The sequence below is a fragment of the Pseudomonas sp. F3-2 genome (assembly GCF_038804275.1).
Classification (GTDB): domain Bacteria; phylum Pseudomonadota; class Gammaproteobacteria; order Pseudomonadales; family Pseudomonadaceae; genus Aquipseudomonas.
In genome coordinates this window covers 2,448,176-2,467,929 of sequence record NZ_CP152388.1, presented here as the reverse complement: position 1 = coordinate 2,467,929, position 19,754 = coordinate 2,448,176, and the positions used below count along the sequence as shown (strand labels likewise).

Annotated in this window: 18 protein-coding genes; 8 read left to right on the top strand and 10 right to left on the bottom strand. The window is 62.2% G+C overall.

Annotated elements, in window-relative coordinates:
* Positions 1-2: 2 nt before the first annotated feature.
* Positions 3-1,304, bottom strand: coding sequence for an MFS transporter (locus AAGQ88_RS11380; protein ID WP_342655389.1), 1,302 nt, complete (start codon positions 1,302-1,304; stop codon positions 3-5).
* Positions 1,305-1,400: 96 nt separating this feature from the next.
* Complete coding sequence (locus tag AAGQ88_RS11375; protein WP_342655388.1) at positions 1,401-2,150, bottom strand: SDR family NAD(P)-dependent oxidoreductase; 750 nt, start codon at positions 2,148-2,150, stop codon at positions 1,401-1,403.
* Between the two features lie 193 nt (positions 2,151-2,343).
* On the opposite strand from AAGQ88_RS11375, the gene AAGQ88_RS11370 reads away from it, so the two are divergent.
* Positions 2,344-3,261, top strand: a complete 918-nt coding sequence (locus tag AAGQ88_RS11370) for a LysR substrate-binding domain-containing protein (protein WP_285424764.1) — start codon at positions 2,344-2,346, stop codon at positions 3,259-3,261.
* Positions 3,262-3,286: 25 nt separating this feature from the next.
* Here AAGQ88_RS11370 and AAGQ88_RS11365 read toward each other — a convergent pair whose 3' ends face one another.
* Complete coding sequence (locus AAGQ88_RS11365; RefSeq protein WP_342655387.1) at positions 3,287-4,063, bottom strand: SDR family oxidoreductase; 777 nt, start codon at positions 4,061-4,063, stop codon at positions 3,287-3,289.
* A 191-nt stretch (positions 4,064-4,254) separates the two neighbouring features.
* Here AAGQ88_RS11365 and AAGQ88_RS11360 point away from each other — a divergent pair, with 191 nt between their 5' ends.
* Both AAGQ88_RS11360 and AAGQ88_RS11355 read left to right on the top strand, forming a co-directional pair.
* Positions 4,255-5,160 carry a LysR substrate-binding domain-containing protein gene (locus AAGQ88_RS11360; protein WP_342655386.1) on the top strand — a complete coding sequence of 302 codons (906 nt, stop codon included), beginning with the start codon at positions 4,255-4,257 and terminating at the stop codon, positions 5,158-5,160.
* A gap of 276 nt (positions 5,161-5,436) precedes the next feature.
* Positions 5,437-7,818, top strand: coding sequence for a TonB-dependent siderophore receptor (locus tag AAGQ88_RS11355; RefSeq protein ID WP_342655385.1), 2,382 nt, complete (start codon positions 5,437-5,439; stop codon positions 7,816-7,818).
* A 76-nt stretch (positions 7,819-7,894) separates the two neighbouring features.
* On the opposite strand, the gene AAGQ88_RS11350 is transcribed toward AAGQ88_RS11355, so the two are convergent.
* The 5 genes from AAGQ88_RS11350 to AAGQ88_RS11330 all read right to left on the bottom strand — a co-directional run bounded on the left by AAGQ88_RS11350 (position 7,895) and on the right by AAGQ88_RS11330 (position 13,692).
* Positions 7,895-8,155, bottom strand: a complete 261-nt coding sequence (locus AAGQ88_RS11350; protein ID WP_342655384.1) for a hypothetical protein — start codon at positions 8,153-8,155, stop codon at positions 7,895-7,897.
* Between the two features lie 256 nt (positions 8,156-8,411).
* Positions 8,412-10,649, bottom strand: a complete 2,238-nt coding sequence (locus AAGQ88_RS11345) for a molybdopterin cofactor-binding domain-containing protein (RefSeq protein WP_342655383.1) — start codon at positions 10,647-10,649, stop codon at positions 8,412-8,414.
* Positions 10,636-11,115 carry a (2Fe-2S)-binding protein gene (locus AAGQ88_RS11340; protein ID WP_342655382.1) on the bottom strand — a complete coding sequence of 160 codons (480 nt, stop codon included), beginning with the start codon at positions 11,113-11,115 and terminating at the stop codon, positions 10,636-10,638. Before AAGQ88_RS11340 ends, AAGQ88_RS11345 begins: the two co-directional genes overlap by 14 nt.
* Positions 11,112-12,374, bottom strand: coding sequence for a cytochrome c (locus AAGQ88_RS11335; protein WP_342655381.1), 1,263 nt, complete (start codon positions 12,372-12,374; stop codon positions 11,112-11,114). Before AAGQ88_RS11335 ends, AAGQ88_RS11340 begins: the two co-directional genes overlap by 4 nt.
* Positions 12,375-12,678: 304 nt before the next feature.
* Positions 12,679-13,692 (bottom strand): AraC family transcriptional regulator, encoded by a 1,014-nt coding sequence (locus tag AAGQ88_RS11330; protein WP_342655380.1) that lies wholly within the window; start codon positions 13,690-13,692, stop codon positions 12,679-12,681.
* An 11-nt stretch (positions 13,693-13,703) separates the two neighbouring features.
* Here AAGQ88_RS11330 and AAGQ88_RS11325 point away from each other — a divergent pair, with 11 nt between their 5' ends.
* On the top strand, positions 13,704-14,543 hold the full coding sequence (locus AAGQ88_RS11325) for an SDR family oxidoreductase (protein ID WP_342655379.1): 840 nt from the start codon (positions 13,704-13,706) through the stop codon (positions 14,541-14,543).
* An 82-nt stretch (positions 14,544-14,625) separates the two neighbouring features.
* Here the strand turns inward: AAGQ88_RS11325 and AAGQ88_RS11320 are convergent, their stop codons facing one another.
* Positions 14,626-15,516, bottom strand: coding sequence for a LysR family transcriptional regulator (locus AAGQ88_RS11320; protein ID WP_342655378.1), 891 nt, complete (start codon positions 15,514-15,516; stop codon positions 14,626-14,628).
* A 104-nt stretch (positions 15,517-15,620) separates the two neighbouring features.
* Between AAGQ88_RS11320 and AAGQ88_RS11315 the strand changes: the two genes are divergently transcribed.
* The 3 genes from AAGQ88_RS11315 to AAGQ88_RS11305 all read left to right on the top strand — a co-directional run bounded on the left by AAGQ88_RS11315 (position 15,621) and on the right by AAGQ88_RS11305 (position 17,533).
* The gene (locus AAGQ88_RS11315; RefSeq protein ID WP_342655377.1) at positions 15,621-16,613 is read left to right on the top strand and encodes a zinc-dependent alcohol dehydrogenase family protein; all 993 of its coding nucleotides are present in this window, start codon (positions 15,621-15,623) and stop codon (positions 16,611-16,613) included.
* A gap of 35 nt (positions 16,614-16,648) precedes the next feature.
* Positions 16,649-16,963, top strand: a complete 315-nt coding sequence (locus AAGQ88_RS11310; protein ID WP_285424752.1) for a putative quinol monooxygenase — start codon at positions 16,649-16,651, stop codon at positions 16,961-16,963.
* Positions 16,964-17,041: 78 nt separating this feature from the next.
* Positions 17,042-17,533: a cupin domain-containing protein gene (locus AAGQ88_RS11305; protein ID WP_342655376.1), complete on the top strand. Its 492-nt coding sequence runs from the start codon at positions 17,042-17,044 to the stop codon at positions 17,531-17,533.
* On the opposite strand, the gene AAGQ88_RS11300 is transcribed toward AAGQ88_RS11305, so the two are convergent.
* Positions 17,512-18,480 (bottom strand): LysR family transcriptional regulator, encoded by a 969-nt coding sequence (locus AAGQ88_RS11300; RefSeq protein WP_342655375.1) that lies wholly within the window; start codon positions 18,478-18,480, stop codon positions 17,512-17,514. The two genes, AAGQ88_RS11305 and AAGQ88_RS11300, sit on opposite strands and share 22 nt — an antisense overlap.
* Between AAGQ88_RS11300 and AAGQ88_RS11295 the strand changes: the two genes are divergently transcribed.
* Positions 18,448-19,689, top strand: coding sequence for an L-dopachrome tautomerase-related protein (locus AAGQ88_RS11295; protein ID WP_342655374.1), 1,242 nt, complete (start codon positions 18,448-18,450; stop codon positions 19,687-19,689). The two genes, AAGQ88_RS11300 and AAGQ88_RS11295, sit on opposite strands and share 33 nt — an antisense overlap.
* The last annotated feature ends 65 nt before the right edge of the window (positions 19,690-19,754 follow it).

Below are 19,754 nucleotides of genomic sequence, written 5' to 3'. Positions count from 1 at the left end.
ACTCAACGATTGACCGACGCGGCCGGAATGCGCAGCACCAGCGATGCGCCGACGAACAGCACCGCGGTGATGAGGTACATGCCGATGGCGCTGGACCCGGTGCTGGTGGTGATCCAGCCGATCAGATAGGGCGAACAGAAACCGGCCAGGTTGGCGAAGCTGTTGATCCCGGCGATACCGGCCGCTGCGGAAACACCGCCCAGCAGCGTGGTGGGCAACATCCAGAACAACGACGAGGCCGAGAGCACGCCGGCGGCGGCCAGGCACAGGCTCAATACCGAGAACACCAAGTTGCCCCCCATCAGCGCCGCCAGCGTGAGGCCGATGGCACCGGCGATCATGGGCAGCACGAGATGCCAGCGCCGCTCGCGGTGTTTATCGCCGCTTCGCCCCATCAACAGCATCGCGACGATCGCGCAGATGTACGGCAGGCTGGTCAGCAGGCCGATGTGCAGTGGATCGGAAACACCGGCATTGCGGATCAGCGTCGGCAGCCAGAACGTGATTGCGTACTGACCCATGACGACGCAGAAGTAGATGCAGGCCAGCAACCAGAGGCGCCGGTCGCGGATGAACTCGCGCGGTGATGCATGGGTCACCTTGCGGCTGTTGTCGTCCGCCAGCTCTTTGTTGACCAACGCCTTTTCGTCGTCAGTGAGCCACGTCGCCTGATGCACGCCGTCCTTCAGATACGTCAGCACCAACAGCCCGACGATGACGGTAGGAATCGCCTCCAGGACGAACATCCACTGCCAGCCCGCCCACCCGTGCATGCCGGCAAAATGGTTCATGATCCAGCCCGAGAGCGGACCGCCGACCATGCCGGACAGCGGGATCGCCACGAACCACAGGACCGTCATCTTTGCCCGCCGGTACGACGGAAACCAGTAAGTGAGGTAAAGCAGCAGGCCTGGGGCCAGTCCGGCTTCGGCGATCCCCAGCAGAAAGCGCAAGGCATAAAACTGCCAGGCGGTTTCGACGAATGCGAAAAGCGCGGAGATGATGCCCCACGAGATCATGATGCGGGCGATCCAGCGACGCGCCCCGACCTTGTGCAGGATCAGGTTGCTCGGCACCTCGCAGAGGAAATAGCCCAGAAAGAACATGCCAGCGCCGAGCCCGTAGACGGTCTCGCTGAGCGACAGGTCATTCATCATTTGCAGTTTGGCAAAGCCGACGTTGACCCGATCCAGGTACGCGCAGAGGTAGCACAGCATGAGAAACGGCATCAGGCGCCAGGCTGTTTTGCGATAGGCGTTGGAGCGCACGGTCGAAGCCGCGTCGAGCGTCATGGTGGTGATCATGATTGTCCGATCTCTTGTTTTTATAGACCGCCAGGCGAGTCGCCCGGCAGATCATCGATCCAGAACAGTACGGGCAGTTCGCCCGGCCACTTGTCTTCAGTGAATCAGCATCCCGCCGTTGACATCCAGCGTGATGCCGGTCAGGTACGTCGACAGATCACTGGCCAGAAACAGCGCCGCGTTGGCGACGTCCTGGGCCTCACCGAGTCGGCCCAGCGGAATGCCGTCGATGATCGCGTGGCGGCGCTCATCCTGCATCAGGCCACCGGTGATGTCGGTGTGAATCAGCCCGGGCGCAATGGAGTTCACCCGCACATTGTCTGGCCCCAGTTCACGCGCCATTGCCTTGGCCAGACCCAGCACCCCCGCTTTCGCCGCGCTGTAGTGAGGTCCGCCGAAGATCCCGCCGCCACGCTGCGCCGACACCGAAGACATGCACACGATGCTGCCGCTGGATTGCTCGCGCATCAGCGGGATGACCGCCTGAGACATCAGCAACGTGCCGCGCAGGCTGACGTCCAGCACGCGGTCGTAATCGGAGGCGCCGATGTCGAGGGTTTTGAGGGGTTGAGTGATTCCGGCGTTGTTGACCAGCACGTCGATGCGGCCGTAACGCTCGATCACTTGCGCGATCGCTTTGTTGACCTGAGCCTGATCGGCGACATTGGCAGCCAGGCCCAGATGGCCTTCGCCGAGCGATGCAGCAGCATCCCGAGCGGCGGCTTCGTCCAGATCCAGAATGACCACGTGGGCGCCGTGCTGGGCGAAGGTGGCAGCGGTGGCGCGGCCGATTCCTCGTGCGGATGCGGCGCCTGTGATGATTGCGACTTTGCCTTGAAGAAGCATGAGCGAAACCTCTGATTATTGTTATGGGTTCGATTCTGTGGAATCGATGGGCTCAGCTTCTGCCTCACGGACAGGTCGAGCAATGGCGCAAAAGTCATTGGATGCTGAAAGAAATTCAGCTCTCGTCAAATCCACCCGCGCGGTGCTTGAATACAGGCTGCTGGAAAACAAGAACAACAAGGAGTTTGCGGGTATGTCCACCCCTTCCGACGTCGCACCGTCCCTGCCACCGTTGAGAGCAATTCAGGCCTTCGAGCAGACCGCGCGATTCGGCAACGTCGCCAGAGCGGCCGAAGCGCTGGACCTGACGCCGTCTGCGGTCAGTCATCAGTTGGCCAATCTGGAGGCGATGATTGGTCGCCAGCTGTTCGTGCGCAATGCCCGGGGCGTGACCCTGACGCCGGTGGGCGAGCAATACCTCAAGGACGTTTCCGGCCTGCTGCACAGCCTTGCCGTGGCCACCGAACGCGCGAGCAGCGACGTCAGTCTCGATTGTCTGCGCCTGCACTCATCGCCGAGTTTCGGACTGCTGTGGCTGATGCCGCGGCTGGAAGCCTTTCGCCTGACTCATCCCGACATTCAGATCAACCTCTCCTGCTCGTATGAGTCGCTGCACTTCAGCCGGGACAAGATCGATGTCGACATTCGTCACGGCGTGCCCAACTGGCCCAGCTATGAGGTGCGCACCGTGCGCAACGAAACGTTCGCGGTACTCGCGGCGCCGAAACTGCTCGCACGCAGGCCGGTCCGGGAGGCCGCGGATCTGCTTGACCGCGACCTGATCCTGTCAGAAGCCACGCTGTTGAAGTGGCCTGCCTGGTTCGCCCAACACGGCCTGGCACGCCCGGAACATCCTTACGCGCTGAGTTTCGATCGCTCCTACATGACCCTCGAAGCCGCAAGCCATGGGCTGGGCTTCGCACTGGAAAGCTCGCTGCTGGCGCAAAAATACCTGGCCTCGGGGGAACTGGTGGAGGTCTCGCCCGAATCGCTCAGCGCACCGGTCGCCGCCCATCACTTGGTGTTCCCCAAAGCCCACTCAAGCTTTCCCCGGGTGCGACGGTTTCTCGAGTGGATGGAAGGTGAGCTGGGGCATGGGTTCGTTTTCTGAACTCATGCCGGGTCGTGCGGGATGTTTACCAGGCCGTGGGCACCGTTCCGCCATCGATCACGAATTCGCTCCCGGTAATGGAGGACGCGCAAGGTGACGCCAGGAAGGCGATGAGCTGCGCCACCTCCATGGGCGTCGAGGGTCGACCCAGTGGAATGCCGCCGATGGCGTCCATGACCAGGCGTTTGCCGCCTTCGTAGTCGGTGCCTGCCTGATCGGCCAGACGCTGGGCGAATGCCACCGACGCTTCGGTTTCGATCCAGCCCGGCGACACTCGCACCACACGAATACCCTTTGGCGACACCTCTTTGGACAGGCTTTTGCTGTAGGTCGAGAGCGCCGCCTTTGCGGCGGCATACGCCGTGGTGGATTCAGGCAATGGCAGCCGACTTTGAATCGAGGTCACATGGATGATGACGCCCTCCTTTCGCGGCAGCATGTCCGGCAGCAACGCGCGGTCCAGACGCACGGCGGGCAAAAGATTGAGGGCCAGCTCGCGCTGCCACTGCTCTTCGTCAAGCGCGGCAAAACCACCGCCGGGTGCGGATGAGCCGCCCAACACGTGGACGATGACATCGACCCCGCCAAGGCGTTGCCGGGTCGCGGCGACCAGCGCGTCGCAACCTTCGAGCGTCGACAGATCAGCCGTCACGAACATCTCGTCCGGCAGTTCAGGAGTCGGCTGACGGGCTGACGTGAGCACGCGGGCGCCTTGCTCGGTGAACAGCTTCACCACCGCCTGCCCCACACCCTTGGTGCCACCGGTGACCAGAATTCGCTTGCCGTTCAGGTCGAGGTTCATGGCGTGGTTCCCAGTGAGCCGTTACCGATGTCGAAATACGTCTGCTGGACGTCAGGAAGTCGAAGATTCATAAGCGGTTTTTCCCGGATCAGGTTGATGTGTTGTTCGCCCGATCCATCTTGCCGCCTGTAGGATAATTTGCTCAACTGGGCCAATCGTTAACGACCTATCCCGCTTTTCAGGACAATCAAATGCCCGATCCTCGCGTCAGCCTCAACGAACTGGACGCCGTCATGGCGGTTGCGCGTCGAGGCTCGTTTCGCCAGGCGGCCATCGACCTCGACATCTCGACCACCGCGCTGAGCCATACCATCGCGAAGCTGGAAGCGAGCCTGGAAACGCGTTTGTTCAATCGCACCACCCGCAGCGTGTCGCTGACTGATGCGGGCGAACTGTTTCTTCAGCACGTCGGGCCTGCGCTACAGGACCTGCGCGCCGGTCTGGACGCGGTCCGCTCCCACAATGCCGGTCCTGCCGGCGTGCTGCGCATCAATGCGTTCGCCACCGCTGCCCGCGCCGCACTTCTGCCTTTGGTGCTGGAGTTCATGCGGCGTTATCCGCAGGTGCACATCGACCTGGTCACCGAAGGCCGCCTGGTCGACATTGTCGCCGACGGGTTCGACCTGGGCGTGAGGGCGGCGAATCTGATCCCCAGCGACATGATCGTGGTCTCCCTCGGCCAGTCGCAGCGCTACGCCGTGGTGGGCACGCCTGCCTACTTCAAGGTCCATGGACGCCCGCATACACCGGCCGATTTGCTCAAGCACCCCTGCCTGCGAATCCGTCTGCCAAACGGCGGGATCTACCCGTGGCACTTCGAAAAGAACGGAGAAACGACCCGGCTGGATGTCACCGGACCCCTTACCCTTGATGAGTCGAGCGTGGCCAAGGCTGTGGTGCAGGAGAGCGTCGGGTTGGGGTTTCTCATGGAGCAGGACGTCATTCCCGAGATCGAAGCCGGGCAGTTCGAGCGAGTGCTGGAAGACTGGACGCCTCCTCGCGACAACCTGTGCCTGTACTACGCCAACCGCCGCAATCCCTCCTCTGCGCTCAGAGCCTTCATCGACCTGGCACGCGCCAATCTGATGAATGCCTGACGGCGCGATTCCCGCCGCAGCTCCAATAACTTTGCCGAGATCCGTGGACAGGCCGCGGTGGTGGCACCGTGGGTGTCTGAATGTCCGCATTTCAGACTTACACCGAAAATCAAATATGAATCTCTCCTGTTTTTGATCGCGAACGATTTGCATTTGTAATATGTGAAATTTTTGTTAACATCCGGCCCTCATGGCGCTTTGCTATGCGTGACGGAGCACGCTTTACAACACCTGCAGGGAAGCTGAGCAGATCTTTAAACCTCAGGAAGCTTCTTCATGCACCGCCCAGTTTTCTCGCTTCTGGCCACTGCTGTTGCAGTCGGCTTCACCCCGATGTCGATCGCTGCACCTGTTCATTTCGATATGCCTGCCCAATCCCTGGCAACGTCGTTGACTCAAGTCGGCAATTCGAGCGGTATGCAGGTGGTCTTCGACGCGAAATCCGTCGCGGGCAAGCAGGCGCCCACCATTCGCGGCGACCTTGAGCCGGCGCAGGCGTTGCAGCAGTTGCTGGCGGGCAGCGGGCTGACCATGGCCATCGAAGGAAACACCGCGCGGGTCGTTCCGTCAGCGCAGACGGCTGCGGCAGGCCAGGGCCAGGTTGCATTGCAGAGCGTGGACATCAATGCCGACTACGGTATCGCCGGCATGGCCACGACCGAGAACTCGGGCTCGTATACGACGGGTTCCATGAACACGGCGACGAAGCTGCCGCTGTCGATCCGCGAGACGCCACAATCGGTCAGCGTCATCACGCGCCAGCGCATGGAAGATCAGGGCATGAACGACCTGAACGACGTGGTCAAGTACGCGCCAGGCGTGACGCTGCACAAAACCGCGTCTGACCGTCAGGAGTTCCTGTCGCGCGGCTTCAAGATCGACAACATCATGTACGACGGCCTGCCGACGAGCATCAGCACCTACACGCAAGACGTGATTTCCGGTGCCGATCTGGCCATGTACGACCGCGTTGAAGTGGTGCGTGGCGCCACCGGTTTGATGACCGGCGCCGGCAGCCCGGCGGCGACGCTCAACCTAGTGCGCAAACGTCCGACCGCGACGCCGCAGGTCAGCGTTACCACCAGCGCAGGCAGCTGGGACCGGTATCGCACCGAGATCGACGCCTCGAACAAACTCAACGAATCCGGCACCGTGCGCGGGCGCGTCGTCACAGCTTACGAAGACGACAAGAGCTTCTCCGACATTCGCGAAAATCAGCGTCAGACGTTCTACGGCATCCTGGAAGCCGATTTGAACGATTCGACGACCTGGACAATCGGCGCATCCAAGCAGCGCGACGACAACACGTCGGACTGGGGCGGACTGCCGAGCGGCCCGAACGGCGAAGACTTGCACCTCAAGCGTTCGAGCTTCCTCAGCAACGACTGGTCGTACTGGAACAAAGACAACATCAGCCTGTTCACTGACCTCACCCACCGGTTCGACAATGGCTGGTCCGCGAAAATCGCCGCACAGAAAATCTGGGCCGAGGCCGACACCTTCTCAAGCTATGTCGGCAACTATGACGGACTGGGTTTCCAGCAGTACCACGGCAAATACCGCGACGACGACGATCAGACCAACCTCGACGCATCGCTGACCGGCCCGTTCCAGCTGTTCGGCCGCGAGCACGAACTGGTCGTGGGCGTCAGCCATCGCCAGGAGAAGTTTCACCAATGGGGCGGCTGGACCGACGGCACGCCGATCGACCTCTACAACCCGACTCACTCGGTGCCCAAGCCTGACGTCGACACCAGCCTGTACAACGTGCAGAACACTGCGACCGAGGAAGGCATCTACGCCGCAGCGCGCCTGAACCCGATCGATCCGCTGCACGTGATCATCGGCAGCCGGGTCAGCTGGTACGACTACAACGACCTCAAGGGCGACAGCGACTACAAAGCCGTGCGCGAAGTGACGCCTTATGCCGGTGTCATTTACGACCTGAACGACACCTACTCTGCCTATGCCAGCTACACGGAGATCTTCAAGCCGCAAAGCGAGCTGGACGCGGCAGGCAGCGTGCTCAAGCCGTCCACCGGCAAGAACTACGAGATCGGCCTGAAGGGTGAGTACTTCAATGGCGCGCTCAAGGCGTCGGTGGCGCTGTTCGAGCTGGAGCAGGAAGACCGTGCTTACGCGCTCGACAATCAGACTTCGGCCAACTGCCCGGGCTTCCCTGCCCGAAGCTGTTCGGAGGCCGGTAATGTCCGCAGTCGCGGCATCGACACAGAGATCAGCGGTGCGCTGACGCCTGACTGGCAATTCTCGGCGTCCTACACCTACGTCTTGAGTCAGTTCCAGAAAGACCCGAACAACAACGAAGGCAAGCTCTTCGCTCCGGAACAGCCCAAGCACCTGTTCAAAGCGGCGACCTCTTACACGCTGCCTGGCGAGCTGCATAAATGGCGCGTCGGTGCCGACGTTCTGGCGCAGAGCAAGACCTTCAACCGGGTTGGAACGGGCACTGCGGACCAGGACGCCTACGGCATCGTCGGCCTGATGGCCGGTTACAAGCTGAACGAGCACTGGGACGGCCGCGTCAACGTCAACAACCTGTTCAACACCCGCTACTGGCAGGGCATCCCCAACGCCTCGGGCACGGGTGTCTATGGCGACCCGCGCAATCTGATGTTCTCGGTGAAATGGTCGCTCTGACCTGAAAACCTGCTGCCCGAAACGGTTCGGGCAGCACCCCCTGATCGCCGGCGAAAGCCGGCGATCAGGCCTCCTCTCAGCAGTGGGCAGAGGCCCTGGACGCGGCAACCCCCGCCTCGCCTGCTCCGCCAGACTGCCCCGTGGTCCCGAGCCCGGATTGCAGTTCGAACGGCGGCAACGGCGAATACCCCAGATCCACGAATCGAATCCCGTCAATCACCGGCGCCGCGCAAGGCGTTGCGCCAAAGGCTACGCCGAGCGCGGCGTCTTCGGGTGCAAAAAAGGCGATGGTTTCGACGGTCACCGTATCGATGACCAGCAGGTAAGGAACCGTCAAGGTGGGGCATATGCGCGTACATAGCGTGTTCAAGTCATGGAGCGCGGCATAGATCGTCGACGAAGTGCCGAGGGACCTGCTGTACCAAGTCGTCATAGTTCAAAAGCCAATCGGGTTATTGCGCTGAGACACATCGCTCCTGCGCAGGTTCCAACGTTGTCAGCTTGTCCCGCACAAAAACCTGCGCGGTCGTCGCCGCGTGCACCTTCTCGACAGCGCGACATGACCGCTTCAGACCTTTCCGGCTGACAGCCACTCAAGCCACCGGGCGCGCGCGGCTGAGCGGCAAGTCGAGGCAGCGTTTGCCGGTTGCGTCGGCCAGGGCATTGCCGAGCGCCGCGGCCATGGGGCCCTGCACGATCTCGGCGGCGCCGAGGAACGGCTCGCCAGGCTGATCCAGCAGATGGACCTGTACATCCTGGGGAAGCTGCGGGAACCGCAGGATCGGGTATCCACTCCAGTCGTAGCTGCGCACGCCGCCAGCGTCGTAGTCGACCTGCTCGAACAGCGTCCAGCTGATCGACTGGACAATGCCGCCCTGCACCTGATTGCGCAGCCCGTCAGGGCTGACGATCTGGCCGACATCGACCGCAGTGACGACCCGTTCGACGCTGATCTCACCGGTCTGCGGGTGAACGTTGATCTGAACGGCCACGGCGCAGTAGCCCATGATGTTCTTGTAACGCGCGAAGGCGAAACCCACACCGGAGCCGGCAGCCGCCGGTTTGCCCAGCCAGCCGAATGCGTCCCGGGCCTGTTCGACGACTGCGCGTGCACGCGGGTCGGTCAAGTGGCTGAGACGGAACTGCACGGGATCGACACCGGCCTGCCGGGCCAGCTCATCGATGCTGGCTTCGATGGCAAAAATGTTGATATGCGCACCCAGCGAGCGCATGGCGGAAGTGCGAAACGGCATCTGGGTCACGAAATTCATGTCGATCCGGGTGGCGCCCACTTCGTACAACGGAATGGCGTTGCGATCACCGTCACCTTCCGGTTGCGCGATGGGCACCGAGGGCGCGGACGCGAAAGGACGCGCCAACAGGCGTGCGGGAATCAGCCGCCCGGCATTGACGATTCGCTCATTGTGGGGCGTGGTCCAGAGCTCATACGCCCAATTCCCGATGCGGCCATTGGCATCCAGGCTCGCCTCAAGCTCGGTGACCATGGCCGAACTGTAGGGCTCCCAGAGGTTCTCCTGCTCGCGCATCCACTGCACGCGCACCGGCAGATTCGAGGATCGCATCGCAATCAGCGCCGCATCGGCCGCCGCATCGTCCGCACCATTGTGCCCATAGCAACCGGAACCTTCGACGTGGATACAGCGCACCTTTTCCAGCGGCAGGCCGACCATTTGCGCGATACCGGCGCGCAGTGGATACACGCCCTGCGTGTGGGTCCAGACGGTCAGCATGCCGTCCTTGAACCAGGCCACCGAACACGAAGGGCCGATCGACCCGTGCATGAGGTATTGCTTGGTGGTTTTGGCGCGGTAAGTCTTCGCGCCGCCCGGGGAAGATGAGCCCGTATGGCTGATGGGATAACGTCGGGCCGGCAGCTGCTTCAAAAGCGTGTGGATGGAGGCCGAATCCGGCACAGCCTCGCCGCCGCTCCACTGAGCCGACTCGTACCCCAGTCGCATCGCCTTGACCGCCTGCCACTCGTCTTTGGCGACCACCGCCAGGTAGTTGCCATCGCGGATGACATTGACCACGCCGGCCAGTTGCGCGATCGCCTCGCTGTCGAAAGTCTCCAGCCGGCAGCCAGGACGCGGCGGACGGATCACCCGGGCATGCAGCATGCCGGGCAGCCGCATGTCCTGCACGAACGCCGCGCCGCCACTGACCTTGGCCGGGATGTCCAGACGCGGTATCGAGTGCCCGATGAGCTTGAAAGCCTGAGGCGCCATCGCCGGGGATTGCTGCTGGGCATAGCGATGCAGATCGACTCCGACGACGGCATCGGCGTAGCTCATCGTCTGGCCCGACGGTGCGTGGATGGTCGCTTCGACGGTTTTCAGCAATGCCAGGTCGACGCCCCAGCGGTGCGCGGCTGATTCCAGCAGCAACTGGCGAACCTGCGCGGCAGCGTTGAACAACGCCGTGCCACTGTCGAAGATGCTGTGGCTCCCGGCCGTGTAACCCTCGTTGGGCGTCAGCGCGGTGTCGGCGGTCAGCAGGTTGATCGCCTTGGGCGAGACCTCCAGTCGCTCCGCCGCGATTTGCAGCAGCGCCGTCTTGACCCCCGTTCCCAGTTCCACCTTGCCGGTGTAGACCGTGATGCCTTGCGGGTCGATTCTGATCCACGCGTCGAGGTAGGGATTGGTGCGCAGACTGCCCGCCAGATCAGGCGCCAGTATCACCGTCCCCAACGTATCGACCTCGGTGTCGGCGAGCACCCGCCGGGCAACGGGCATCAGGGAAAAAGCGACCAGCAGCGTGCTGCCCCTGAGAAACGCCCGGCGGCTGAAGCCCACTGCGTCATTGTTGCTCATGGGGCACCTCCCGCCGGGCGATTCGACTGATCGCGTCGATGATGCGCAAGTGCGTGCCGCAGCGGCACAGGTTGGTCGCCATGTGCGCACGAATCGCCTCCTCGTCGGGGTGCGGGTCATGCTCGAGCAGTGCCTGCGCCCGCATCAGCATGCCGGCGATGCAGTAACCGCACTGCGCAGCCTGACTCTCGATGAAGGACTGCTGCAGTTCGCCCGGCTCCTCCGCGGTACCCAGGCTCTCGACCGTGCGGATCCGTTTGCCCTCCATGCCGGCACACGGCGTGAGGCAGGAGAACACCGGCTTGTCGTTGACCAGCACCGTGCAGGCGCCGCACTGGCCCAGGCCGCAGCCATATTTCGCGCCATTGAGGCCCAGATGGTTGCGCAGCGCGTACAGCAGCGGCATGTCCGGCTCGAGGTCCAGCGCATGGGCAGAGCCGTTGACGTTCAAAGTCAGGTGAGTCATTTCGCCTCCTGGCGCAAGTCGTGGAGGGTGGCAGAAAGGTCTGGCCATGGCTGGGCAGGGTTCGATTGCGCACGCAGGAAGGCGGCGAGCGCGATGATCTGGTCATCGTCCAGGCTTGCCGCGAAGGGCGGCATGGCCGGACCCGGTTTGCCCGGCAGCGCCGGAATGCCTTGCAGCACGGTCTGCAGGAAATTGCGCGGGCTGGCCGCACGAAGTGCAGACGTCTGATTCAGCCCCGGACGGCCATCGATGACGCGCATCGGCGCCGCCTGGGCATGGCAGCCCGCGCAGGCGCCAGCGAACAGTGATTCGCCGAGCGACTGTTGCGCGGCTGGTGCTTGACGCGCCGCGGTCACCTCGGCCACGTGCTCGCTCGAGGTCAGGCTGAGCACATATTCCGCGATCGATTCGGCGTCAGTGGCCGGAAGACGTCCAAGGCTCAGGCTGACCGGCCGCATCGGTCCGGCTGCCGTGCCGTGCTGTGCCACGACCTCGCCGCGCAAATAGCCGACCAGTTGATCCTTGGTCCACGGCTGAGCGCGGGCCGCCATTCCCAGCAGCGACGGTGCGTCCCATCCGTCAACGCTGCCGCCGGCAAGGTACTCGCCCGACTTCTCGGCACCGATGAAATTCAACGGCGAATGGCAGCCCGCACAATGCCCGGCGCCGTCCACCAGGTAACGGCCACGGTTCCACTGCTCGCTGCGGCTCGGGTCGGCGACGATCGGATCGGTGTGCAGAAACAGCAGGTTCCAGAACGCAACCAGTGGGCGGATGTTCATCGGGAAGTTCATGTGGTTTTCCATCGCCGGCGCATGAACCGGCGGCCCGCTCATGAGGTACGCGTACACATCGGCAATGTCGCCGTCGCTCATCTGGCTGTAGTGCAGATAGGGGAATGCGGGATAGAGAAAGTGACCATCACGGGCGACGCCTTTGCGCATCGCCCTGGTGAAAGCGTCCGGCGACCATTGGCCGATGCCGGTTTCAGCGTCTGGGGTGATATTCGTGGTGTACAGCGTGCCGAACGGCGTCACTAGCGGCAGACCGCCCGCCAGGTGCTTGCCGCCCGGGCGAGTGTGGCAGACGGCGCAGTCGCCCGCTTCGGCCACCCGAGCACCCCGCGCAATCTGCTGCGCATCGAACGTGGGGACGACGGTGACGGGATCGATGGCAGGACGCCAAAGGATCAGCAACGCGCAAACCCCGGCCAGGACTCCCGCACCCAGCAACGCACCGTAAAGTGTTCTGCGATTCATCAGGACGCCTTCTCCCTGTGACGAGCTTTCCGGACGCGCCGCCAACCAGACAGTTGAGGCGCCGTTGAGTATCAGCAATCTCGCTGGATCTGGCCTGGAGCGGCATGCCAGCGTAGAGGAGCGTGCGACTCGCCAGAATGGCCCCGCCGCGCAACGAAGCTTTGCGCCCGTCGCAACAGCGGTGTTGCGGGAATGATCGCCCGTGCAGGAACAGGGTCTTGAAGGTTCGTGCTGAATTCAGCGTCGCGGTGCTTTGGGGTATGGGCGAGGCGCAGGATCAGCGGGATCACGGAGCAACGCTCGATCATCCCTCGCCGTCGATTGCGTGGGCGTTCCGGTAGTGGCTGGGTGAAACGCCGGTGAGCCGTTTGAAGGCGTTGCTGAAGGCGCTGTCGGACCCGTACCCCAGTCGTTGGGCCAGTGCGCTGAGTGACACCCGCTCCTCGCGCAGCGCTCGTTCGGCGAGTTTCATTCGCCACGCCGTCAGATACGCCACGGGGGATATGCCCGCGACACTTTTGAAATACGCCGAGAACGCCGCGCGAGACATGGCCGACGCGCGGGCCAGCGTCTCCAGCGGCCAGGTGCGTCCGGGATCGCTGTGAATCAAACGAAGGGCGGGAGCCAGACGCTTGTCGCTCACTGCTTTCAGCCAACCGGGATCGACCCTCCCTCCCCCTTCGAGGTGGGCGCGCAGGATCTGGATGAACAGCAGATGCGCCAGTTGCGACGAAGCCGCCGACGCACCGGGCATGTCCTCTTCGCGCTCCTCGATCATCCGGTTCAACAACCAGAGCAAGCTTGGCGCTCTCCTTGACTCGGCGCTGATATGCACGTGTCCGGCAAGCGCGTTCAACAACAGATCGGCGTTTGCGTGAGCCAGCTGAACGTTACCGCCGATCATGAAAAACTCTTCACCGCTGCCCAGGTAAGCAATGGCGCCTTGGCGGGAGCTGAGCAAATCTCGCAGCGCCATCCGCGGTGCCTTCAGATCACTTGCGATGATGACGGGCTGCGCGGCGGTCATCAGCACGACTTCACCGCACTGCAGATGAATGGGCTTTCTGACCCCCTTGATTTTCAGCCAGCAACTGCCCCGTGCCACACCCCAGAACTTCACGTTATCCGGAGCGGGAATGTCGAGCGCCCACCTGCCCCCGGCCATCAATCCACCCGAGGCAACTGTCCGGGCGTTCATCATCCACAACAGGTCAGAAAAGGGATCAGCGTGCATATCAGATTTTCGCGCATGAAAACGAGAGGATACCTCATCAATCGGACAATACCCGCCCCTAAAATGGACATCCTGTTTTTCCAAGGAGACTCCAGATGCAACGTACATGGCTCATTACCGGAATCAGCAGCGGCTTTGGTCGCATCATGGCTGAGCAGCTGTTGACCCGCGGCGACCGGGTTGCGGGAACCGTGCGAACGCTGTCCAGCGTCGCCGATCTTCAAGCGCGTTACCCTGAACATTTATGGCTGGCCGAGCTCGACGTGGCCCAGACGCTGACCGTGCGCTCCGTCGTCGACCGTGCCTTCGCAGCGCTCGGCCGGATCGACGTTGTGGTCAATAACGCCGGCTACGGGCTTATCGGGGCTGCGGAAGAAGCGACGGATGAACAACTTTTCCATCAGATCAACACCAATCTGATCGGCTCGATGCAGGTCATTCGCGCGGCGCTGCCTCATCTGCGTGACACCGGCGGCGGGCGAATCATTCAATTGTCGAGCGTGGGCGGGCAAGCCGCGTTTCCTGGCGCTTCGCTGTATCACGCCGCCAAGTGGGGCATTGAAGGCTTCGTCGACGCACTTTCAATGGAGGTCGCCACGTTCAATATCGGCTGCACGTTGATCGAACCGGGCAGCGCGCGAACCCGTTTTCGATATGCCAATTCGCAGCTCACGCCGCCGCTTGCGGCGTACGATGACTCTCCGGCCAACCTCGCACGCAAGATGATCGAGGCCGCCACCGCGGTCCCTCAGGGTGATCCCGAAAAAATGGTGCGAGTGATGATCGACAGCGTCGACCAGCATCCGGCGCCCCGACGCATTGCGCTGGGCAGTGACGCTTTCAACGCGATGCATCAGCAAATCGGCAAGCGCCTGGCGGACCTGGAAGCTCAACGCGAACTTGCTTTCTCCACGGATTTCCCGCCGGGTGTCTGAACGCCGGACGGTCGACGGCCCTTGCCACGCAGCGCCTGCTCAGGCCTGGAGTGCGTGGGCTGAACAGGCCTCGGCCATCACGTCATGCCAACGGCTTTTCGCTGACCTGCTGTTTGAGGTGGGCGATAAAGCTGCGCACGGCAGGCGAAACGTTTTCTCGCGACGGGTAGACCGCAAAGATGCCGATCGGAGGCTCTACGCTCCAGTCGGCCAGCGCCTCGACCAGACGCCCTGCTCTCAAATCCTCGGCAACGTGCCAGTCGGCGAGCAGTGCAACGCCATGTCCGTCGAGGGCCATCTGTTTCACGACCTCCCCCATGCTGGCCGCGAACCGTCCTCGCATGCGCACAGCCTCCTGGACATCGTCACGGGCGAAGACCCAACGCCGCTGCGCCCCGATGATCAAGGCCGTGTGCGCGCTGAGCTGCGCCGGGCTCGAAGGCATGCCGTGGTCGCGCCAGTACGAGGGGGACGCGCAGACCAGCCGTCTGCAGGGCGTGATCTGCTGGGCGATGAGGGTTGAGTCTTCCAGCGCGCCGTAGCGGATGGCGAGGTCCACGCCCTCGGCGATCAGGTCGACCATGCGGTCTGTGGGATCCAGCTCCACCGACACCTTCGGGTAGCGATTCAGGTAACTGCTCACCACCTCTGACAGGTAACTGCGCGCCAGCGTCGCCGACGCAGTGATGCGCAGTCTGCCGGCGATGTCGGCATCGTTGGCGAGCACGCGCTGAGCGGCATCGACGCCTTCGAGGATGGTCAGCACATGGGGGTGAAAGTGTTCGCCGTAGGTCGTCGGGCTCAGGCGGCGCGTCGTGCGATTGAACAGGCGATGACCGATGCGATCTTCAAGTCCCAGCAGCCGTTTGCTGCCACCGGCCGGGCTGATGCCGAGTTTTTCTGCGGCGGCACGAATGGAGCCGCTGGCATAGACCTCGGCGAAGAACCGCAGGTCATCGATGGAATCAAGCATGAATTAGCAACCAATGGGACCGTAAGTCGCAACGATTATCGCCTATTCGTTCCAGATGCTCGATGATAATTTTCAGCCATTGTGAACTGACTTCTGGAGCAACGATGAAAGCGATCGTCATTAACCGGCATGGGGACTCTCAAGTCTTCGAAGACATGGACCTGCCGGACATTCAGGCCCGTCCCGGCCATGTGGTCATCGACGTGCAGGCGACCAGTGTGAACCCTGTCGACACCAAGATCCGTCAAGGCAGCGAAGGGACCGCAGGTCTCACCTTTCCGGCGGTTCTGCATATGGATGTGGCAGGCATCATCAGCGCCGTGGGCGAAGGCGTGACCGGCTTCAAGGCAGGCGACGCGGTTTATGGCTGTGCCGGCGGAGTCGTCGGTATTCCGGGCGCACTGGCTGAGCAGATGGAGGCCGATGCGGACCTGATCGCTCTCAAGCCTGAGTCGCTGTCCTTCGCCGACGCTGCCGCGCTGCCGCTGGTATCGATCACTGCGTGGGAAGCCTTGGTTGATCGCGCGTCGATCAAGCCGATGGATAATGTGCTGATTCAGGGCGGCACCGGTGGCGTGGGGCATATTGCGATTCAACTGGCCAAGGCCATGGGGGCACGGGTGACCACCACTGTCTCAACGTCCGAAAAGGCGGCCATCGCGCAAAAACTGGGCGCCGATGAAATCGCGCTGTACAACGCCGAAACACCCGAGCAATACAGCGAACGCATTACCGGTTCCAGGGGCTTCGACACGGTGTTCGACACCTTCGGGGGCAAGGTTCTGCAGAATTCGCTCAAAGCCGCAAAACTCAAAGGTCACGTCGTTTCTATCATCGGCTACGACACCTATGACCTGACCGACATGCATTTCAAAGGGCTCAAGCTCGATCTGGTGTTCATGCCCATTCAGATCATTCACAACGTCGAACGAAAGCATCATGGCGACATCCTTCGCAGGGTCGCGGCGCTCGTCGACAGAGGTCTGATACGGCCGCTGATCGACCAGCGTTTTGCGTTTACCCGAGAAGGCGCCGGGGCGGCCCATGATCGACTGGAATCCGCCCAAGCCATCGGAAAAATCGTGATCGCCCGCTGATCGCCACCTCACACACTCTGCCGGAAGGTCATCTGATGAACAGCCAATCCAGCCCAGCCACACCGCTCTACCTGGTTGCCACACTGCAGGCGGTCAAAGGCGCGCAAACGCAGTTATTGAATGCACTGCAGACGTTAGTCCCACGCTCGAGGCAGGAGCCGGGTTGCATTCGGTATGACCTGCATGTCGATCGCGCCGACTCGACAGTGCTGATCGTTTACGAGATCTGGCGGGATCAAAAAGCACTCGACGAGCACGCCGCTTCAGGCCACTTCCAGCAGTTCCTGAAAACGGCGGAACCACTGTTGGCCGCCCCGCTGGACGTCCGAGTGCTCGACCTCGTGCAATGAGACTGACCGCCATTCCTTGAACACTGCGCCGGGCGCCACCGCAGTCTCGGCGCCTGCAGCAACTTATTGGGTTTCAACATGAAAGCATTCGCCCTTCCGCTCCTCGCCTCACTCGTTCTCCTGAGCGGTCAGTCCATCGCGGCTGAGCCGTCGATCGCCGATGCGCCCGGAAAAGGCCAGCAACCGACGATATCGCCCTTCCGGCATGCCCTGCCGGACCTGTACGACTTCAGTCAGATTCCGGTGGAGAACATGGGTGCCGGCATCACCCGTCAAACCGTTCACAACGCCCAAAGCACGCTGGCCAGATGGGTTTTTGCCAAAGGCGCTGTCTTACCTTTGCACCACCACGTCAACGAACAGATCACCTGGATTACCGCGGGATCGGTTGAAGTTTTCTCGCAAGGAAAGCGCTTCGTGGTCCGCGCCGGGGAAGTGATCGTGTTTCCGGCCAATGTGCCCCATGAGTTTCGTTCGCTGGAGGACGGCACCGTCGACGTCGATGTCTTCACTCCAGCCCGCCAGGACTGGATCGACGGTACGGCCAATTACATCAAGCCCGCCTCTTGATCCAGCGGCGGGTGCGCGATGTCCTGGCTGTCGCGCGGGACATCGTGCAACTGGCTGCACCGCGCCGCGAGAAATGTGCGCAGCTTATGCACGGCAGGCGTGAGCGAGTGACGGTGTGCGCAGACCATCTGCAAGGGAGCAGGCTGACCCACTTCCTGGGCGAAGACTTCGACCAGCCGTCCGGCTTTGAGGTCGGCCATGACATCGATCCGGGATTTGTAAACGATACCCGCTCCGCTCACCGCCCAACGACGCACGACATCCGCGTCATCACTCACCCGATCGCCTGTCACCACCACGGTTTTCGGGCCATTTCTGGTATGGAAGGTCCACCGCTCGTGGGTCTGCTCGCTCATGACGTAGCGCAGGCAATTGTGCCGGGCCAAGGCATCCAGGCTTTCCGGCACGCCATGCCTGGCCAGGTAATCGGGTGACGCGCAGAGCGTGCGCCGGTTCCACGGCGCCAGAGGCAGCGAGATCAGGCTTGAATCCGCAAGCAGGCCATAGCGAATGCCGACATCGATCTGGTCAGTGAAGAAGTCGACCACGCTGTCGCTGATGCGCAGTTGCAACTGGATCAGTGGATGCTCGGCCTGAAAGGCTTCGAGCCACGGAAGCAGCACGTTGCGTCCCAGGTCCGACGGCATGGACAACCGTATCGGCCCCGACAACTCGTCACGCCCCTCATCCAGCGCCCTTTCGCCGCTGGTCAGCGCAATCAATGCCGCCTCGGCATGAGGCAGGTAGCGCTCACCTTCGTCTGAAATGCGCAGACGCCGGGTGGAGCGCACAAACAGGCGCACATCGAGCTGGCCCTCGAGCCTCTGAATGGCCGCACTGGCGAATGCGGGGGATGTGTCCAGCGCACGCGCCGCCGCTGAAAAACTGCCCAACTTGGCGGCTGTCACGAACATGTGCAGGTCGTCCAGACGGATGATCTTCTTCATACCGACGAAATTCTTTCCAGTATTGACGTGATTATCAGGATATTCGGGAAACGCGATCATCGTCTTCTACTTTCAACTCTCAACGGAGTTTCGCCGATGACAACCTTCAGGAAACGCTGGCTGGTTCCCGTGGCCATGAGCGTATTCGCCGCTTATGCCAATGCCAATGCCAATGCCGCCGACAGTGCGCTCGAGGTGGTCGCTCATACCTCGCAGGCGGTGTGGAACGCCGTCGCTGTCGACGGCGCCGGCAAGGTCTACGTATCAGGTCCCAAATGGACAGGGATGAAGGGACCATCGGTATCCAGACTGAATGCCAGCGGCGAGCCCATTGCTTTTCCAGACGCCCGTTGGAACAGCGACGATGCATCGATTCCCGCGTCGCAGCGGTTCATCAACGTCAACGCCCTGCATCAGGATGACCGGGGGCAGTTGTGGATCGTCGACGCCGGCGTCACCGGTTTCGGCGGTCATGTCATCCCCGGCGGCGCAAAGCTTGTGGTCGTCGATGTGCAGTCCGGCAAAACGGTCAAAGTGATCGTGCTCGATTCCACGATCGCCAAAGACGGCAGCTATATCGATGACATCCGCTTCAACGGCGATCACGCTTACTTGAGCGATGCGGGCGTGCCAGGCATCGTTGTGCTGGACCTGAAGAACGGTTCGATGCGCCGGGTTCTGGAGGACAGCCCGGCGACCCACGCACCGGCAGACAGAGATATCATCCTGAGCGGCAAGGTGGTCAGAGCTCCCGATGGCACGGCACTGCGCGTTCATTCCGACCCGCTGGAAACCAGCATCGACGGCAAATGGCTGTACTTCGCCGCGCTCGAAGGCCCGTGGTACAAGGTTGAAACACGCTTGCTCAACGATGCCGCGCTGGCGCCTGAGTCACTCTCCGCCAGCGTTCAGTTCTGGCGTGACCTGCCTCCAGTGGGCGGCACGGCGATGGACAAGCAAGGCAATTTCTATTTCAGCGACCTGGCAACCGATACCCTCAAGCGCATCAGCGTTTCAGGCAACATTGAAAGCATCGTTTCCGACCCTGCACTGCATTGGGTAGACGCCCCCGCATTCGACCCGCAAGGCCGCATATACCTGCCGGCCGCTCAAGTCGATCGGGTCGGCCTGTTCAACGGAGGAACGTCGAAGGTCCAATGGCCGCTCAAGGTATTCAGACTGGAGGTCTCGAAACCTTCCACCCGGTAAATTGCCAGTCAGCCAGCCCCCTTCCCACGCTGTCCGCCACCCGGGCAGCGTGTCCATCGCTTCAA

Bases quoted from the DNA above. Each gene is read 5' to 3' on its own strand.
- AAGQ88_RS11380 (WP_342655389.1), bottom strand. From the start codon at position 1,304: ATGATCACCACCATGACGCTCGACGCGGCTTCGACCGTGCGCTCCAAC.
- AAGQ88_RS11375 (WP_342655388.1), bottom strand. From the start codon at position 2,150: ATGCTTCTTCAAGGCAAAGTCGCAATCATCACAGGCGCCGCATCCGCA.
- AAGQ88_RS11370 (WP_285424764.1), top strand. From the start codon at position 2,344: ATGTCCACCCCTTCCGACGTCGCACCGTCCCTGCCACCGTTGAGAGCA.
- AAGQ88_RS11365 (WP_342655387.1), bottom strand. From the start codon at position 4,063: ATGAACCTCGACCTGAACGGCAAGCGAATTCTGGTCACCGGTGGCACC.
- AAGQ88_RS11360 (WP_342655386.1), top strand. From the start codon at position 4,255: ATGCCCGATCCTCGCGTCAGCCTCAACGAACTGGACGCCGTCATGGCG.
- AAGQ88_RS11355 (WP_342655385.1), top strand. From the start codon at position 5,437: ATGCACCGCCCAGTTTTCTCGCTTCTGGCCACTGCTGTTGCAGTCGGC.
- AAGQ88_RS11345 (WP_342655383.1), bottom strand. From the start codon at position 10,649: ATGAGCAACAATGACGCAGTGGGCTTCAGCCGCCGGGCGTTTCTCAGG.
- AAGQ88_RS11340 (WP_342655382.1), bottom strand. From the start codon at position 11,115: ATGACTCACCTGACTTTGAACGTCAACGGCTCTGCCCATGCGCTGGAC.
- AAGQ88_RS11335 (WP_342655381.1), bottom strand. From the start codon at position 12,374: ATGAATCGCAGAACACTTTACGGTGCGTTGCTGGGTGCGGGAGTCCTG.
- AAGQ88_RS11325 (WP_342655379.1), top strand. From the start codon at position 13,704: ATGCAACGTACATGGCTCATTACCGGAATCAGCAGCGGCTTTGGTCGC.
- AAGQ88_RS11320 (WP_342655378.1), bottom strand. From the start codon at position 15,516: ATGCTTGATTCCATCGATGACCTGCGGTTCTTCGCCGAGGTCTATGCC.
- AAGQ88_RS11315 (WP_342655377.1), top strand. From the start codon at position 15,621: ATGAAAGCGATCGTCATTAACCGGCATGGGGACTCTCAAGTCTTCGAA.
- AAGQ88_RS11310 (WP_285424752.1), top strand. From the start codon at position 16,649: ATGAACAGCCAATCCAGCCCAGCCACACCGCTCTACCTGGTTGCCACA.
- AAGQ88_RS11305 (WP_342655376.1), top strand. From the start codon at position 17,042: ATGAAAGCATTCGCCCTTCCGCTCCTCGCCTCACTCGTTCTCCTGAGC.
- AAGQ88_RS11300 (WP_342655375.1), bottom strand. From the start codon at position 18,480: ATGAAGAAGATCATCCGTCTGGACGACCTGCACATGTTCGTGACAGCC.